At 64.8% G+C, this 15,789-nt stretch carries 14 protein-coding genes and 1 tRNA gene; 5 read left to right on the forward strand and 10 right to left on the reverse strand.

What is annotated here, in order from left to right; translation table 11 throughout:
- Positions 1-10: 10 nt before the first annotated feature.
- Genes bhcD through bhcA form a run of 4 tightly spaced genes read right to left on the reverse strand, consistent with a single transcriptional unit; the run spans position 11 to position 4,309 of the window.
- The gene (bhcD, locus tag EYE42_RS01930) at positions 11-973 is read right to left on the reverse strand and encodes an iminosuccinate reductase BhcD (RefSeq protein ID WP_130989607.1); all 963 of its coding nucleotides are present in this window, start codon (positions 971-973) and stop codon (positions 11-13) included.
- Complete coding sequence (gene bhcC / locus EYE42_RS01935) at positions 973-2,151, reverse strand: 3-hydroxy-D-aspartate aldolase BhcC (RefSeq protein WP_130989608.1); 1,179 nt, start codon at positions 2,149-2,151, stop codon at positions 973-975. Before bhcC ends, bhcD begins: the two co-directional genes overlap by 1 nt.
- The gene (gene bhcB, locus EYE42_RS01940) at positions 2,148-3,122 is read right to left on the reverse strand and encodes a beta-hydroxyaspartate dehydratase BhcB (protein ID WP_130989609.1); all 975 of its coding nucleotides are present in this window, start codon (positions 3,120-3,122) and stop codon (positions 2,148-2,150) included. Before bhcB ends, bhcC begins: the two co-directional genes overlap by 4 nt.
- Positions 3,122-4,309, reverse strand: coding sequence for an L-aspartate--glyoxylate aminotransferase BhcA (gene bhcA / locus EYE42_RS01945; RefSeq protein ID WP_130989610.1), 1,188 nt, complete (start codon positions 4,307-4,309; stop codon positions 3,122-3,124). Before bhcA ends, bhcB begins: the two co-directional genes overlap by 1 nt.
- Positions 4,310-4,493: 184 nt before the next feature.
- Here bhcA and bhcR point away from each other — a divergent pair, with 184 nt between their 5' ends.
- Positions 4,494-5,303, forward strand: coding sequence for an HTH-type transcriptional regulator BhcR (bhcR, locus tag EYE42_RS01950; protein WP_130989611.1), 810 nt, complete (start codon positions 4,494-4,496; stop codon positions 5,301-5,303).
- Between the two features lie 271 nt (positions 5,304-5,574).
- Here bhcR and EYE42_RS01955 read toward each other — a convergent pair.
- Positions 5,575-5,649, reverse strand: a tRNA-Gln gene (locus tag EYE42_RS01955).
- A gap of 94 nt (positions 5,650-5,743) precedes the next feature.
- Between EYE42_RS01955 and EYE42_RS01960 the strand changes: the two genes are divergently transcribed.
- Positions 5,744-6,919: a BaiN/RdsA family NAD(P)/FAD-dependent oxidoreductase gene (locus EYE42_RS01960; RefSeq protein WP_130989612.1), complete on the forward strand. Its 1,176-nt coding sequence runs from the start codon at positions 5,744-5,746 to the stop codon at positions 6,917-6,919.
- On the opposite strand, the gene kdsA is transcribed toward EYE42_RS01960, so the two are convergent.
- Genes kdsA through EYE42_RS01975 form a run of 3 tightly spaced genes read right to left on the reverse strand, consistent with a single transcriptional unit; the run spans position 6,865 to position 10,122 of the window.
- The gene (gene kdsA / locus EYE42_RS01965; RefSeq protein ID WP_130989613.1) at positions 6,865-7,758 is read right to left on the reverse strand and encodes a 3-deoxy-8-phosphooctulonate synthase; all 894 of its coding nucleotides are present in this window, start codon (positions 7,756-7,758) and stop codon (positions 6,865-6,867) included. The genes EYE42_RS01960 and kdsA overlap by 55 nt on opposite strands.
- The gene (locus tag EYE42_RS01970; protein WP_130989614.1) at positions 7,755-9,485 is read right to left on the reverse strand and encodes a KpsE/RkpR family capsule polysaccharide export protein; all 1,731 of its coding nucleotides are present in this window, start codon (positions 9,483-9,485) and stop codon (positions 7,755-7,757) included. The genes kdsA and EYE42_RS01970 overlap by 4 nt, the downstream gene beginning before the upstream one ends.
- On the reverse strand, positions 9,469-10,122 hold the full coding sequence (locus tag EYE42_RS01975; RefSeq protein WP_130989615.1) for an ABC transporter ATP-binding protein: 654 nt from the start codon (positions 10,120-10,122) through the stop codon (positions 9,469-9,471). Before EYE42_RS01975 ends, EYE42_RS01970 begins: the two co-directional genes overlap by 17 nt.
- 155 nt (positions 10,123-10,277) lie before the next feature.
- Here EYE42_RS01975 and EYE42_RS01980 point away from each other — a divergent pair, with 155 nt between their 5' ends.
- Both EYE42_RS01980 and EYE42_RS01985 read left to right on the forward strand, forming a co-directional pair.
- The gene (locus tag EYE42_RS01980) at positions 10,278-10,865 is read left to right on the forward strand and encodes a uracil-DNA glycosylase family protein (protein WP_130989839.1); all 588 of its coding nucleotides are present in this window, start codon (positions 10,278-10,280) and stop codon (positions 10,863-10,865) included.
- A gap of 47 nt (positions 10,866-10,912) precedes the next feature.
- Entirely contained in the window at positions 10,913-12,583 is a 1,671-nt protein-coding gene (locus EYE42_RS01985; protein ID WP_130989616.1) for a formate--tetrahydrofolate ligase, read from the forward strand.
- Here the strand turns inward: EYE42_RS01985 and EYE42_RS01990 are convergent.
- Both EYE42_RS01990 and pyrH read right to left on the reverse strand, forming a co-directional pair.
- Positions 12,580-13,356 (reverse strand): hypothetical protein, encoded by a 777-nt coding sequence (locus EYE42_RS01990; RefSeq protein WP_130989617.1) that lies wholly within the window; start codon positions 13,354-13,356, stop codon positions 12,580-12,582. The two genes, EYE42_RS01985 and EYE42_RS01990, sit on opposite strands and share 4 nt — an antisense overlap.
- Positions 13,357-13,713: 357 nt before the next feature.
- Positions 13,714-14,448 (reverse strand): UMP kinase, encoded by a 735-nt coding sequence (pyrH, locus tag EYE42_RS01995; protein ID WP_130989618.1) that lies wholly within the window; start codon positions 14,446-14,448, stop codon positions 13,714-13,716.
- Positions 14,449-14,540: 92 nt separating this feature from the next.
- Here pyrH and miaA point away from each other — a divergent pair, with 92 nt between their 5' ends.
- Positions 14,541-15,422: a tRNA (adenosine(37)-N6)-dimethylallyltransferase MiaA gene (gene miaA / locus EYE42_RS02000; protein ID WP_130989619.1), complete on the forward strand. Its 882-nt coding sequence runs from the start codon at positions 14,541-14,543 to the stop codon at positions 15,420-15,422.
- Positions 15,423-15,789 lie beyond the last annotated feature (367 nt).

The raw sequence follows: 15,789 nt of genomic DNA on the forward strand, positions 1-15,789 counted from the left end.
CTTGCTTCGTTCAGATCTCGATCTGGATCGCCTTCCCCTGCTGCTTTGCCAGTTTGACGACGGCGGATGCGACGGCCAGATCCTGCAAGCCCACGCCCGTCCCGTCGAAGATCGTGACCTCTGCATCGCCGCGCCCCGGATGGTTGCCAAGAATGACATGGCCTAGCGCGGTGATGTCGTTCGCGGATACGGTTTTCTGCGCCGCGACATGCTGGAATTCGCCGATGCTGACCGATTGGGCAACCTCGTCGGTAAACAGGCGCGCGCGGGCGACCAGCGCCGGGTCCAGTTCCTGTTTGCCCCTGGTGTCGGTGCCCATCGCCGCGATATGGGTCGGGCCCGTGACATGCTCGTCCAGCAGCAAGGGTTCAAAGGCCGAGGTGATGCTGATGATGACATCCGCCTCGGTCCCCAGTTGCGGCAGGTCCACCGCCTCGAACGGCAGGCCCAGTTCGGCGGCGGTGTCGGCCAGGCGGGACAGCATCTCGGGATTCGGGTTCCAGCCGATGACCTTTTCGAACTGTCCGAACCGCACGGCGGCGCGCATCTGGAACGCCGACTGGTGGCCGGCCCCGATCATGCCTAGCACCCTGGCGCCTTGCGGGGCCAGATACTTGCTGCTGACGGCGCTGGCCGCAGCCGTGCGCAGGGCGGTCAACAGGTTGCCTCCAACCGCTGCCGACACGCGGCCGGTATCGGGGTCGAACAGGAACACGGTGGACTGGTGGTTGATCAGCCCGCGTTTCTGGTTGTTGGGCCAATAGCCCCCGGCCTTCAGGCCAAGCGTCATCCCCGCGCCGTCGAAGCCCCCCTTGAAGCCATAAAGCGCGTCCTCGTGGCCGATCGCCTCGCGCACCACGGGGAAGTTTCGGGCATCCCCGCGCGCCATGGCGGCAAAGACCGCCTCGACCGCCTCGAACGCGGCCTCGGGGGTCATCAGACCGGCGATCTCACTCTCGGGAACGACCCACATCAGTAGGCCTTCCCGCGTGCCGACACCGGCCACAGGGTTTCGACCTTGCCGTTCCTGACGCCCACATACCAGTCATGGACGTTGCAGGTCGGATCGCAGTGGCCGGGCACCAGCCGCAGCTTGTCATTGACCTTCAGCACGCCGTTCGGATCGTCCACAACCCCGTGTTCGTCGCTGCACTTGACGTATTTGACGTCGTCGCGACCATAGATGACGGGCAGGCCGCTATCGACCGACTGGGCCTTGAGGCCCGCGTCCACGATGGCCTTGTCGGGCTTGGCGTGGGACATGACGCTGGTCAGGATGAACAGGGCATTTTCCCATTCCCCCTGATCGATGCGCTTGCCGTCCTTGTCATGGATACGGCCATAGTCGGCATCCATGAAGGCATAGCTGCCGCACTGCAATTCGTTGTAAACGCCCGAGTTGCTTTCGAAATAATAGCTGCCGGTGCCGCCGCCCGATACCAGTTCCGGCTCCAGCCCGGCGGCCTTCAGACCCTCGACCGCATCCTTGACCTGGGCGATGGCCGCGTCCAGCCTGGCCTTGCGTTCCTCAAAGCTGTCGATGTGCTGCATCGCGCCCTGATAGGCTTGGATCCCGGTGAATTTCAGCCCCGGCGCCGCGTCGATGGCCGTGGCGATCTCGACTACCGCATCGGTGGTCTTGACGCCGCAGCGGCCCGCGCCGCAGTCGATCTCGACAAAGCATTCGATGGTGGTGCCGTGCTTTTGCGCCGCAGCCGACAGGTCCGCCACATTGGCCAGATCATCGACGCACACGATGATCCGGCTGCCCAGCTTGGGCAGGCGGGCCAGACGGTCGATCTTCAACGGATCGCGCACCTGATTGCTGACCAGCACATCCCTGATGCCGCCGCGCACGAACACCTCGGCCTCGCTGACCTTCTGGCAGCAGACGCCGACCGCACCGCCGAGGCTTTCCTGCAATTTCAGCACGTCCACGGATTTGTGCATCTTGCCGTGGGCGCGGTGGCGCATCCCGTGCGCCTTGGCGTAATCACCCATCTTCCTGATATTGCGCTCCAGGGCGTCCAGATCCAGGATCAGGCAGGGTGTCTGGATGTCCTTTTCATCCATGCCCGGCAGCGCGGGCACGTCGAAGCCGACTTCCAGATTGTCGAAGTTCACGCCATTCGACTTGATGGGTGCGTTCATGATTGCGCTCCTTGGATCCAGGGCAGCCTGTCAAGATCGACATTGCCGCCGGTGATGATGATGCCGACGCGCTTGCCGGCGAAGGCGTCGCGGTTCTTCAGGACGGTGGCCAGCGGCACCGCGCTGCTGGGTTCCATCACCACGCGCAGGTGCTTCCAGATCAGCTTCATCGCGTCGATGATCTCGGCGTCGGAGGCCGTGTAGATTTCGGACACGTGGTTGCTGACGAAATGCCAGGTCAGATCCTTCAGCGGAACCAGCAACCCATCGGCGATGGTCTTGGGCGCGTCGTCGGCGATGATGTGGCCGGCCTTGAAGCTGCGATAGGCGTCGTCGGCTTGCTCGGGCTCGGCCGCGATGACCTTGGTTTCCGGCGCCAGCGTCGCCAGCGTCAGGCAGGTGCCGGAAATCATGCCGCCGCCGCCGATCGGGGCCACGACCATGTCCAGCCCGTCGGTCTGTTCCATGAATTCGCGCGAACAGGTGCCCTGCCCCGCGATCACCCGCGGATCGTTGTAGGGATGGACGAAATCGCCGCCCGTCGCCGCCTGCACCTGGGCGAATGTTTCCTCGCGCGAACTGGTCGAGGGCTCGCATTCCGTGATCACCCCGCCATAGCGGCGCACGGTATCCTTTTTGGCCTGCGGCGCGGTGCGCGGCATGACCACGTTGCAGGGGATGCCCCGCCGCATCGCGGCATAGGACAGACAGGACGCATGGTTGCCCGACGAATGGGTCGCCACCCCCTTGGCGGCCTGCGCGTCGTCCAGCCCGAAGACCGCGTTGGCAGCGCCGCGGACCTTGAAGGCCCCCGGCTCCTGGAAGTTCTCGCACTTGAAGAACAGTCGTGCCCCGGTCAGCTCGTTCAGATAGTCCGAGATGCGGACCGGGGTGCGGCGGATATGGGGCTGGATGCGGTCGTGCGCCTCCAGCATGTCCTGATAGGTCGGGATGTACATGGCGTCCCTCATCACGCAGCCTTTTGCATGGCGGTGGCGCTGCGGCGGTAATGGTCCTGCGCGGCGGCGACGCCGCTGCCCAGCGTCACCGGCAGGCCCAGGTCGGCCATGACCATTTCCGCCGTGGCGATGCCCGACAGCGCCATCACGTCGGTCAGGCTGCCCAGGTGGCCGATGCGGAACACCTTGCCCGCGACATCGCCCAGGCCCGTGCCGAAGGCCACACCATAGGCGTTCAGCGCGTGGCTGACGATCGTGTTGGCGTCGAACCCTTCGGGCACGCGGATCGCGCTGACGCTGTCGGAATACAGGTCCGGCCGCTTGGCGCAAAGCTGCATCCCCCAGGCCGCGACGGCGCGGCGGACGCCTTCGGCGATGCGGTGGTGGCGGGCAAAGACATTCTCCAGCCCCTCGTCAAGCAGCATCTGGCAGGCGACGTTCAGCCCGTTCAGCAGCCCGACCGGCGGGGTATAGGGATAGCCGTTGGCGGCATAGCCGCGCGCCTGGTCACGGATATCGAAAAAGGTGCGCGGCAGCCCGGCCGTTTCCACCGCCGCCATGGCCTTGGGCGAAAAGCCGAGGATGGCAAGGCCGGGGGGCAGCATGAAGCCCTTCTGGCTGCCGGTCACGGCGATATCGACGCCCCAGTCGTCCATGCGGAAATCATAGCAGGCAATCGACGACACCCCGTCCACGAACAGCAGCGCCGGATGACCGGCATTGTCCAGCGCGCGGCGGACGGCGGCGATGTCGCTGCGCACGCCGGTGGCGGTTTCGTTGTGCGTGGCCAGGACGACCTTGATCTCGTGCGCCTTGTCGGCGGTCAGGATCTCCTCGAGCCGGTCGGCGGGAACCCCCTCGCCCCATTCCTGATCGACGACCTGCACGTCCAGCCCGTGGCGCTGGCACATGTCGATCCAGCGGTGGCTGAACATGCCGTTGCGGGTCGCCAGAACCTTGTCGCCGGGCGAGAGCGTATTGGTGATCGCCGTTTCCCAGCCGCCCGTCCCGGTCGAGGGAAACACGAAGACCTGCCCCTGCGTGGTCTTCAGCACCTGTTTCACCCCGTCCAGCGCCGGATGCAGGATCTTTCCGAAAACCGGACTGCGATGATCGATCGTGGGCATGTCCACGGCCTTGCGCAGCACCTCGGGGATATTGGTGGGTCCGGGAATGAACACGGGATTCTGGCTGGTCATGGCGGTTCCTCCTCTGATACGCGCAGCATAGCGGTTGCGACCAGATGTCACAATTTTTCTGGAAAAGATTTCCATTTTGACGCTAAAAGCAGAATCGACCAACGTGGCCATGGACTTGGTATTTTTCAGGCCGCGCTTGCGATTTTCGCGGTTTTGAAAATGTATTCTTTAGAAAAGGGCAAAAATGTCTGAACCGACCCGCCGCCGGGGCCGTCCCCGCAGCGCCAAGGAATCACCAGGCACGGTGCAGGTTCTGGACCGGGCGCTTGACATGCTGGACCTGCTGGCCGCCCATCCCGGTCTTACCCTCAGCGAAGTGGCCGAGCGGATCGAGCAGTCGCCTTCGACCGTGCATCGGCTGCTGCATTCTCTGGCATCGCGCGGCATGGTGGAAAGCGATCCGGCCACGCAGGCCTGGAACATCGGACCCGCGACCTTTCGGCTGGGATCGGCATTCATGCGCCGGTCGGGCATCGTGGAACGCGCCCGCCCGATCCTGCGCGCGCTGATGGAACATACCGGGGAAACCGCGAACCTGGGCATCCTGAACGGCGACGCGGTGCTGTTCGTCAGCCAGGCCGAAACGCATGAAACGATCCGCGCCTTCTTCCCGCCCGGAACGCGGTCGCCGCTGCACGCCTCGGGCATCGGCAAGGCGCTGCTGGCCTTTGGCCGGCCCGAGGTTCTGCGCAGCTCTCTGGACGGTGCCGGCCTGACCCGGTTCACTGACAAGACGCTTGTCACAATCGAGGCCATTTCCGAAGACATGACCCGGATCCGCGCCCGCGGCTTTGCCTTCGACGATGAGGAACGGACACGGGGAATGCGCTGCATCGCCGCCCCGGTTTTTGACATGACGGGCGACGCCGTGGCCGGCGTCAGCGTCAGCGGTCCGTCCCATCGCATCGGCTATGAACACGTCAAGACGCTGGGCGCCGTGGTTGCGGCTGCAGCGGCGGAACTGTCGGCGGCGATGGGGGGTGGCGGAAAATGAAGCGCCATTCTCTGCGTGAGCAGATAGACGGTCCCGAAGAGTCTGGCCCGCCTCCGGGTTCTCTTGCACATGGTTGAACCTGCTCGAATTCTGCTTGGCGGGCTGTTCCCATCCATCACCAGCGGCACCTGCCCAACGACCTTGGTGACAAAGCGTGACCCGGCCCAGCACGACTGCTGCGGACAATTTTACATGACCGGGTTCAAACCCCGTGTCTGACTGGAGCCTTATGGGAAAATCAGCGGCAATTACAAGGTCTTGCCACAAATAATGGCTGGGGCGGTAGGATTCGAACCTACGGTACACGGTACCAAAAACCGATGCCTTACCACTTGGCCACGCCCCAACTGTGTGGGGGTGAATAGCCAAGCGCGTGATGGGGTGCAAGCCGAAAATACGTGAAACTTGCGGGTGATCCGTTCCCGGATTATGGCCGTCCGATGGAACAGGCGGACCTTGTCATATTGGGCGCGGGCGCGGCCGGGCTGTTTTGTGCCGGATCGGCCTGTCGGCAAGGGCGGCGCATTCTGGTGCTGGACCATGCCCGGAATCCGGCCGAGAAGATCCGCATCTCGGGCGGAGGACGGTGCAACTTTACCAACCTTGCCACTGCGCCGGACCGGTTTCTGTCGCAGAACCCGCGCTTTGCCGCCAGTGCCCTGTCGCGCTATCGCCCCGAACAGTTTGTCCGCCTGATCGAGGGCGCCGGAATCGCCTGGCATGAAAAGACGCAAGGTCAGCTTTTTTGCGATGGCAAGGCGACGCAGGTGACAGGGATGCTGCTGGACCGGATGAAAGGTGCCGAACTGCGGCTGGAGACCGCCCTGTGCCGGGTCAGCCACGACGGTACGGGCTTCGTGATCGAAACGGACAAGGGCCATATCGCCACCTCTCGGGTTGTGGTGGCGACGGGCGGCAAATCCATCCCCAAGATGGGCGCGACGGGCTTTGCCTATGACATCGCCCGGCAGTTCGGGCTGCGGATCGTGGATACCCGCGCGGGCCTTGTGCCGCTGACATTCGCGGAACAGGATCTGGCGCGGTGCCGTCCCTTGGCAGGCGTGGCGGTCGAGGCCGAGATCCGGCACAATGGCGGGCGCTTTCGCGATGCCCTGCTGTTCACCCATCGCGGCCTCAGCGGACCGGTGATCCTGCAGATCTCAAGCTATTGGCAGCCGGGCGAAAGCCTGGAAATCGACCTTGCTCCGGGTCATGACGTGGCCGCGGACCTCAAGGCCATGCGGGCGCAGGCGGGTCGCATGACGCCGGGTTCGGCCCTGGGACGCATCCTGCCCGCGCGCCTTGCCACGGCCATCTGCGCGGAAATGGGGCTGGCCGACGCGCGGCTGGCCGATCAGCCGAATGCGAGGCTGGACCAGGTGGGCGCACGGATCAACCGCTGGCAGGTCCGGCCCGTGGGCACCGAAGGCTATCGCACCGCCGAGGTGACGATGGGCGGGGTGGACACTCGCGACCTGGATGCCCGTACCCTGCAAGCCCGGCGGGTGCCCGGCCTGTCTTTCATCGGCGAATGCGTGGACGTGACCGGCTGGCTGGGGGGCTATAATTTCCAATGGGCCTGGGCGTCCGCCGATGCGGCCGGCCGCGCGCCCTGACCCATGACGGGATCGGCCTTGGCCAGGCGGTCAAAGGCCATCAGCGACGACACCAGGGCCTCCATCCGGTCCAGCGGCACCATGTTCGGTCCGTCCGAAGGGGCATTGTCCGGGTCTTCGTGGGTTTCGATAAACACCCCCGCAACCCCGATCGCCACCGCCGCGCGCGCCATCACGGGCGCGAATTCACGCTGCCCCCCCGATGATCCGCCCTGCCCGCCCGGCTGCTGCACCGAATGGGTGGCGTCCATGATCACCGGCCAGCCGGTGCGCGCCATGATCGGCAGCGACCGCATGTCGGCAACCAGCGTGTTATAGCCGAAGCTGGCCCCGCGTTCGGTCAGCAGGATCCGGTCGTTGCCGGTCGAGACGACTTTTTCGGCGACATTCGGCATGTCCCAGGGCGCAAGGAACTGGCCCTTCTTGATGTTGACCACGGCGCCCGTGTGCCCTGCCGCCAGCAGCAGGTCGGTCTGGCGCGACAGGAACGCGGGGATCTGGATCACGTCCACCGCCTGCGCGGCCGTCTGCGCCTGCTGGGCATCATGAACGTCCGTCAGCACCGGACAGCCCAGCCGGTCGCGCACCGCGGACAAGATGGACAACCCCTCGTCCATGCCGACGCCGCGCCGGCCCGCCAACGAGGTGCGATTGGCCTTGTCGTAGCTGGCCTTGAAGATAAAGCCCGCCCCTGCATTTTCGCAAAATCCGGCCATCCTCTCGGCGATCATCAGGGCATGGTCCAGGGTCTGCAACTGGCATGGCCCGGCGATCACCGTCAGCGGCAGGTCGTTGCCGCAGATCAGGGGGCCGATGGGGACATGCTTGGGCGGGGTCATGTGGATACCTGTTCGCGAAGGATCGAGGCTGTCAGCGACAGCATCAGGTAGATACCAGAAAAGATCAAAAAGGCCACCAGCGTGTTCTGGAACGCCTTGGGATAGGTTGCCTCGTCCGGGGATACGGGCGCCACGGACAGCGACAGGTAACGGACCTGTTTGTTGGCCTCGATCCGGGCGGCTTCCATCTGCGCCGCCGCCGTCGCCATCAGCCCCTGCCGCGTCGCCAGATCGCTTTCGGCGATGCGCAATTCGCCCGAGATCAGCGCCAGAGAACTGCGCGAATCGCTGCCCTGGGTCAACTGGGTCCGCGTCTGCGCGATCATGTCCTGGATCCGCGCGATATCGCCGCGCACCACGTTCACGCGGCTTTGCAAGGGCCGGGGATTGGTCAAAAGCTGGCCGAGTTCCAGCCGCCGGGTCGCAAGCTGGGTTTCCAGCGCGGCGACCTGGTTCATCACAACGGTGCTTTCGGCCACCGGGTCCAGAACACCCAGGGTCCGCTGCAAATCCTGCACCCGGCGCTGCGCGGCCAGAACCTTGGCCTCGGCGTCGCGATAGATGGCGATGGCCCCCTCCATCTGGTCGTCGCGCAGACGCGCGGTCATGCGGTCCACCTGTTCCTCGGCATAGGCGATCAGGGCCAGGGAAAATTCCTGGCTCTGCAGGGGATCGGGGGCGATCACCTCCATGTCGATCATCCCCTCGGTCGGGTCATAACCGATCTTCACCGAGTCCTTGTAGAGCGCAAAGGTTCGTTCGTTCGTTGCCTCGGGCGGCAGCCGCCGGATCGGATCGATCTTCTCCCCCTGAAAGGCCGCCCTGAATCCTTTGTCCGCGTCCAGCCGCAGCATGGCGTCGCGCGATGTCAGATAGCTTTGCACGGCTACGGAATCCGTATTGGTCGCCAGTTGCGACCCGCCCAGCAGACCGCCCAGACCGCTGGCCGTCGCCCCCCCCTGGGTTTCAGCCGACTGGATGCGGAACTGCGACACCGTGGCATAAAGCGGCGTGGCGATGCGGAAATAATACCACCCCGCCAGCGCCGTGGGCAAGACGACAAAGGCCAGCAGCCGCAGGCCCAGCATCACCATGCGCCGCCGGCGGCGCTGCGCGATGTCGCGCTGGACCCTGAAAATTTCGGCGGCGCGCTTTTCTTCGGTCAACGCCTCGCGCGAGGGCAGCGCAGGGGGCTGGGCCGCTGCAGGGGATGCGGTTTTCGGAACGGACGGCACGACCTGCTTGCGCGGCATCACGGCAGGGGCATTGGCCGCCGGGCGGACCTGCGCGCGGTCGCCTTCGCCGGACAGGACCTGACCAAGCGCGGCGCGCTGCAACGGGTCGATGCCGCGCTGGCGCAGCCGCAGAACCACCTCCTCGTCCGAGGCCGCCTCGATCTGGTGCAGCGCCGCGATCCGGCGGGCGATGCGAAACTGCCGGTCGGACAGATTCTCGCGGCGGATCGCGTCAAGCTGCGCGTCCAGGGTGTCGCCGACATCCGCGCGTTGCGTCGGCCGGATATCGGGCAAGCCGTCATCGACGGGATCGGTCCGCATCAGTCTTTCGCGCCGATCGTCCGGGGGGGCGGTCTGCGGGCGCCCCGCACGCCCGACCTGCAGGTCCAAGGCGGCCTGCCCCTTGCTTGACGCGGCATCCGCCTCGGCGACGGGGCGCACCGATTCACTGACCGAAGCGTGATAGCGGCGGACCTTAGGCGGTGTAGTCATAATACTGCTTGGCCTCGGCAAGGGATTCGAAGGAATACAGCCGCCCGTCCCGCAGGATCGCGGCCGAGCGGCAGAATTTTTCGATCGTGGCGGGCTGATGGGACACGATCACGACCGTCGCCGTTCGCAGCCGGTCGTAAAGCACGGCCCCCGCCCGCCGGTTGAATTCTACATCGGTCGTCTGGGGCATTCCCTCGTCGATCAGGTAGATGTCGAATTCCAGCGCCAGTAGCAGCGAAAAGGTAAACCTCTGTCGCATCCCCGCCGAATAGGTCCCCACGGGCATGTCGAAATATTCGTGAATATCGGTCAGCCACCGCGCGAAGGCCGAGACATAATCGGCATCCAGGCCATAGATCCGCGCGATATACCGGGCATTCTCGTTGGCCGAATGCTTTGCAACGATGCCGCCCACAAACCCCAATGGAAACGATATGCGGCATCCGCGCCGGATCGTTCCTTCGTCCGGCTTCTCCAGCCCGCACATCATGTTGACCAGCGTCGTCTTGCCGGTGCCGTTCGGTGCCAGGATGCCCAGCGAATGGCCAGGCTCGACCCGGAAGGACGCCTGGTCCAGGATCACCTTGCGCCGGGTCCCGGTCCAGAACGACTTGGAGACGTTGTCGAATTCCAGCATCGCGATCCCTGCCGCGGCGCGGCCCCCGGCCTGGGCTGACAGGCATTTACAACCTTAGGATGCGTTTTGCGCGCTGTCCAGTTGTCTTGGTTGATGCCCGGCCTTCTTCCCCGTGTCATCTTTCAAAAGTGCTGCATTTTCACTATCTGTTCTTCATGCAGACGCTGAAAGATGCCATCCGCCAATGCCGCATCTGCGCCCCGCGCTTTGCGGCCACCGCCACCGCCCACGAACCGCACCCGATGGTCTGGTTCCGGTCCGCCGCACCCATCCTTGTAGCCAGCCAGGCTCCGGGCATGAGAGTGCAGCACAGCGGCATCCCCTTTGCCGATCGGTCGGGCGACCGGCTGCGGGACTGGATGGGCATGGACAAGGCCACCTTCTATGATCGCGATCGCCTGTCCATCGTTCCGATGGCCTTCTGCTTTCCCGGATATGACCGGAACGGATCGGACCTGCCGCCGCCGTCCGTCTGCGCGGCCACCTGGCGCGAACGCGTCATGGCACCGCTCTGCCCCCGGCTGACCCTGGTTGTTGGCGGTCATGCGATCCGCTGGCATCTGGGCCTGCGCGATGTGACCAGGACGGTCGCATCCTGGCGCGATCACGCGCCGTCGGTCTTTCCCCTGCCACATCCGTCCTGGCGGAATACGGCTTGGCTGCGCCGCAATCCGTGGTTCGAAACCGACCTGCTGCCGGATCTGCGCAGCGCCATCGCGGCCGCCCTGGCCGATGCCATCTGACCTTTGATCCGATTGACAGACTGCGCAAATCCGGCCATCCCAACGCGATGACCACTGATATCCAGATCGCCCGCACCGCCCGCAAGTTGCCCATCGTCGATATCGCGGCCCGCCTGGGACTGGGCGAAGGCGACATCCTGCGATACGGGGCCGACAAGGCCAAGATCGCTCATCACGCGCTGAACGGGCTGACGGACCGCCCGCGCGGCCATCTGGTTCTGGTCACGGCCATCAACCCCACCCCCGCGGGCGAGGGAAAGACCACGACCACCGTCGGTCTTGGCGATGCGCTGAACCGCATCGGCAAGCGCACCACCATCTGCATCCGCGAGGCCAGCCTGGGGCCGAATTTCGGAATGAAGGGCGGCGCGGCGGGGGGCGGCCATGCCCAGATCGTTCCGATGGAGGAGATGAACCTTCACTTCACCGGCGACTTTCACGCCATCACCGCCGCCCACAACCTGCTGGCGGCCATGATCGACAACCATATTTACTGGGGCAACGATCTGGATATCGACACCCGCCGGATCACATGGCGGCGCGTTATGGACATGAACGACCGCGCCCTGCGTGACATCGTGGTGGGGCTGGGCGGCGTGTCCAACGGGTTCTCGCGGCAGACCGGGTTCGATATCACCGTCGCCTCCGAGGTCATGGCGATCCTCTGCCTTGCGCATGATCTGGACGACCTTCACGCGCGTTTGGGCCGGATCGTCGTGGCCTATACCCGCGACCGCCGCCCGGTCACGGCCCGCGACCTGCGGGCCGACGGGGCAATGACGGTGCTGCTGCGCGACGCCCTGCAACCGAACCTGGTGCAGACGCTGGAAAACAACCCCGCCCTGGTCCATGGCGGTCCCTTCGCCAATATCGCCCATGGCTGCAACAGCGTGATCGCCACGGATACGGCGCTGCGCTTGTCCGACTATGTCGTGACCGAAGCGGGTTTCGGCGCCGATCTGGGGGCGGAAAAGTTCCTCGACATCAAATGCCGGCTGGCCGGGCTGGCACCCGCCGCCGCCGTCCTTGTGGCCACCGTCCGTGCGCTCAAGATGAACGGCGGCGTCGCGCGCGAGGATCTGGGGACAGAGAATGTGGCGGCTGTCGTCAGGGGCTGCGCCAATCTGGGCCGCCATCTGGAAAACCTGCGCGGCTTCGGTCTGCCCGTGACGGTCGCCCTGAACCATTTCTTGGGCGACAGCGCGGCCGAAATCGCGGCCGTGCAGGATTACTGCGCCCGTCATGGCAGCACCGCGATCCTTTGTCAGCACTGGGCCAGGGGCGGAGCGGGGGCTGAAGAATTGGCCCGTCGCGTCGTGGACATGGTGGAAGGCGGCGGTGCCGATTTCCGCACGCTTTACCCGGATTCCATGTCCCTGTGGCAAAAGATCGAAACGATCTGCACCCGCATCTATCGTGCCGCCCATGTCGAGGCCCTGTCCGGCGTGCGCGCCCAGCTTGATCTGTGGGAGGAAGGGGGCCACGGCCATCTGCCCGTCTGCATCGCAAAGACGCAGTATTCTTTTTCGACCGATCCCGACTTGCGCGGCGCGCCCGAAGGCCATGTCATTCCGGTCAGGGAAGTGCGGCTGAATGCAGGCGCCGGGTTCGTTGTCGCGATCTGCGGCGAGATCATGACAATGCCGGGCCTGCCCCGCCATCCCGCCGCCGAAACCATCGGCCTGAACGACATGGGCCAGATCGAAGGGCTTTTCTAGGCGGCCATCGACAACCCCGGCCGGGGACTGCTCCAGCGTCGATAAATCGCCGCATGCAGGGCCAGCAGGACGGCAAGCGTGGGCCGCAGGGCCAGCCCGGTTCCCTCGGCCGTTCCGAACCCCATCCGCATGGGAAAGGAACCGTCCGGCCGCTGGCTGGCGATCACATCGGCCAGCATGGCGGACGCGTCATGGTCGGGGTCGATAAGGTACAGACAGAACACCATTTGCGCCAGCGGCATCAGCCGCCCTCTGCGTTCGGCCCAGTCGGCAAAGCGCAGGCAATTGGCAAAAGCATCGCCATAGGTTCTGGCGCGGGCGAAGCGCGGCCGTTCGGCGCCAAATCGGTAACACAGCGCCAAGACGCGCGCATAGGTGTCAACCGACTGGTCCGTCAGCCTTTCATCGGGAACGGGCTGGCGCAGCAACGCCTCGGCCTCGGCCAGAAGCGCGGGGTCCGACGGACCGGACCGCATCATCCGTTCCGGCAGGCCGCCCGGTTCCAGACCGGACGACCGGCTGGCCAAGAGCCATTCCGGCGAAGGCCCTGGGCCAGCCCCCAGCCGATTGCGCAAAAAGACCTGCAACGGCGCCTCGGTTCCCCGAAAGCCGCCGCAAACCTGCGCCGTCAGGGCGATTTCCGCCACCGCGGCGTCTGCAGCATCATCCAGACCGGATGTCGGGTCCAGAAGATTGATCTGCTGGCGCACCCAGTTCTGGCTGCGTGCCGCGATCAGGGTCAGCAACTGGGTATAGGCAGGGCTGTCAGACATGGGCTCGCTCCCTGAACCGCTAGAAAGACAATAAGCGTCGGTTAAGGATTTGGCAGTATTCCGGGCTGGGTGTCACCGTGCAAACTATCACAAACAAGCCGAAAAATCTTTGTATCCTGCCTGCAAGAACCCCGATGTCCCGTCCCGTTACGTCTGCCGACGTTCACCAGCCCGTTGCGCAGGCAAGGGGAACCAGCCGGCAGTCCCATATCAGGACGCGGGTCCAATCTGCCCCTTCGCCTGCCTTTACGTCAAGTGTTAACAGGCGTCGCAGTTCGGCCCCGCCCCCGGTTCCTCGACGACCTTTGTCGCTCTCGCGGGACCACCACGGGAAAGCCAGCTTATAGGAGAACGCGGTCAGGCGTGGACGCGGGTATAGGTTCCCCGACCCTCGAGAATGGTGCGGAACCCGCCCGGCTCGTCCAGGGAAAAGACGATGATTGGCAGGCGGTTGTCGCGCGCCAGGGCAATGGCAGAAGCATCCATCACGCCCAGGTGCTTTTGCAGAACCTCGTCATAGCTGACCTCGCCGTAGCGCTTGGCGTCGCTGAACTTTTTCGGGTCTTTATCATAAACGCCATCGACCTTGGTGCCCTTGAAGATCGCCTCGCAGTTCATCTCGTTCGCGCGAAGCGTCGCGGCGGTGTCGGTGGTGAAATACGGGTTGCCGGTGCCTGCGGCAAAGATCACGATGCGCTTCTTTTCCAGATGGCGGATGGCGCGGCGGCGGATATAGGGTTCGCAAACCTCGTCCATGCGAATGGCGCTGATGACACGGCAGTGCAGGCCCTTGGCTTCCAGCGCCGACTGCATCGCCAGCGCGTTCATGACGGTGGCCAGCATCCCCATGTAGTCGGCGGTCGTCCGCTCCATCCCCTGCGCGCTGCCTTGCAGGCCCCGGAAGATGTTGCCGCCGCCGATCACCATGCAGACCTCGACCCCCATCTTCTGGACCGATTCGACCTCGTTGGCGATGCGGGCGACGGTCGGGGGATGCAGGCCATAGCCCTGATCGCCCATCAGCGCCTCGCCCGAAATCTTCAGCATCACCCTGCCGTATTGCGCGGGCGCCGCGCCTTGATGATTGATCATGTTGGTTCCTTCGTGTCCGCGCCGGTCGCTTTCATCGCGGCGCAAAATGTCGCAAAAGGCAGCCGTGTTCAACCGGCCGAAAGGTATCGTTCGTGACGGATCCGGCCCAGATCGATCCCAGGCGCCATGTCCTGATCGCGGGTCCCACCGCCAGCGGCAAATCCGCGCTTGCGCTGCGGATCGCGCGGACACAGGGCGGGCTGGTCGTGAACGCCGATGCCTTGCAGGTCTGGTCCTGCTGGCGCGTCCTGACCGCGCGCCCTTCGCCGGCCGAGGAGGCTGCGGCCGCCCATGCGCTGTATGGCCACGTGGCCCCGGGCACGGCTTATTCGGTTGGCGACTGGCTGCGGGAGGTGGCAAATCTTCTCGACCAGCGGCTGATCGTCGTGGGGGGAACGGGGCTGTATCTGACGGCGCTAACGCAGGGCCTGGCCCATGTCCCGCAGGTTCCCGCGTCCATCCGGACCGAAGGCGATGCGCGCCTTGCCCGCGATGGCGGACTGGCGCGGATGGTGGCGGACCTTGATCCCGCCACCCGGTCGCGCATCGACATCCGCAACCCAGCCCGTGTCCAGCGCGCATGGGAGGTTCTGGCTGCCACGGGCCGGGGCCTTGCGGACTGGCAGGCCGACATGCCCCCGCCCCTGATCGCGCCCGATCAGGCGCAGCGGATCGTTCTGACGGCGGATCGGGACTGGCTGGCCAACCGGATCGCCCGGCGATTTGACCTGATGCTGGAACAGGGCGCCCTGGACGAGGTTCGCACGATGCTGCCCTTCTGGAACCCCGCACAACAATGGACGAGGGCCATCGGAGCGCCGGAACTGGCCGAAGTTGCGCGGGGAGAAACCGATCTGGCGACTGCAGCCGGACGAGCCATCATTGCCACCCGCCAATATGCAAAATCACAGCGCAGTTGGTTCCGCAGCCGCATGAAGAACTGGCAGATGCTCAGCGCCGAGACAGGGGAATAACACGCAATAATTGTTTTATGCAAAAGCACATTGATCGGAACGCGAATAGCGGCAACAATCAGCCGATAACTTTTTGTTGTGGCGGCCTTCATGTCGGCATTTCAGCAATCGCAGCGGAACATGGGATTTCCGTTTTCGCCCGGCATCATCGGGGCAGGACGGACGGTATCTGCGGGCGATGTGAACTCGCCGGTGGTGTCCGAACCTGCAGATCGGGTACTTCCAGAAAATCCTGCCGTTACATGGCCGGAAAGGCCTGGTTTTGTCACCGCGCGGCAGCCTGAACCGCCTCGGCCATATGCTGCAAAACATCACGACGGGTTTCGGATTCTGCCGCTGGAGGCATTCGCCTGGGGCAGCCGGACCG

Origin of the sequence: Paracoccus subflavus (assembly GCF_004310345.1) — a bacterium.
GTDB classification, from domain to species: domain Bacteria; phylum Pseudomonadota; class Alphaproteobacteria; order Rhodobacterales; family Rhodobacteraceae; genus Paracoccus; species Paracoccus subflavus.

Excerpts from the sequence above, each read along its gene's own strand:
- bhcB (WP_130989609.1), bottom strand. The coding sequence starts at position 3,122 with ATGAGGGACGCCATGTACATCCCGACCTATCAGGACATGCTGGAGGCG.
- bhcD (WP_130989607.1), bottom strand. The coding sequence starts at position 973 with ATGTGGGTCGTTCCCGAGAGTGAGATCGCCGGTCTGATGACCCCCGAG.
- EYE42_RS01980 (WP_130989839.1), top strand. The coding sequence starts at position 10,278 with ATGCAGACGCTGAAAGATGCCATCCGCCAATGCCGCATCTGCGCCCCG.
- bhcR (WP_130989611.1), top strand. The coding sequence starts at position 4,494 with ATGTCTGAACCGACCCGCCGCCGGGGCCGTCCCCGCAGCGCCAAGGAA.
- bhcC (WP_130989608.1), bottom strand. The coding sequence starts at position 2,151 with ATGAACGCACCCATCAAGTCGAATGGCGTGAACTTCGACAATCTGGAA.
- EYE42_RS01985 (WP_130989616.1), top strand. The coding sequence starts at position 10,913 with ATGACCACTGATATCCAGATCGCCCGCACCGCCCGCAAGTTGCCCATC.
- EYE42_RS01975 (WP_130989615.1), bottom strand. The coding sequence starts at position 10,122 with ATGCTGGAATTCGACAACGTCTCCAAGTCGTTCTGGACCGGGACCCGG.
- EYE42_RS01970 (WP_130989614.1), bottom strand. The coding sequence starts at position 9,485 with ATGACTACACCGCCTAAGGTCCGCCGCTATCACGCTTCGGTCAGTGAA.
- kdsA (WP_130989613.1), bottom strand. The coding sequence starts at position 7,758 with ATGACCCCGCCCAAGCATGTCCCCATCGGCCCCCTGATCTGCGGCAAC.
- EYE42_RS01960 (WP_130989612.1), top strand. The coding sequence starts at position 5,744 with ATGGAACAGGCGGACCTTGTCATATTGGGCGCGGGCGCGGCCGGGCTG.
- pyrH (WP_130989618.1), bottom strand. The coding sequence starts at position 14,448 with ATGATCAATCATCAAGGCGCGGCGCCCGCGCAATACGGCAGGGTGATG.
- bhcA (WP_130989610.1), bottom strand. The coding sequence starts at position 4,309 with ATGACCAGCCAGAATCCCGTGTTCATTCCCGGACCCACCAATATCCCC.
- EYE42_RS01990 (WP_130989617.1), bottom strand. The coding sequence starts at position 13,356 with ATGTCTGACAGCCCTGCCTATACCCAGTTGCTGACCCTGATCGCGGCA.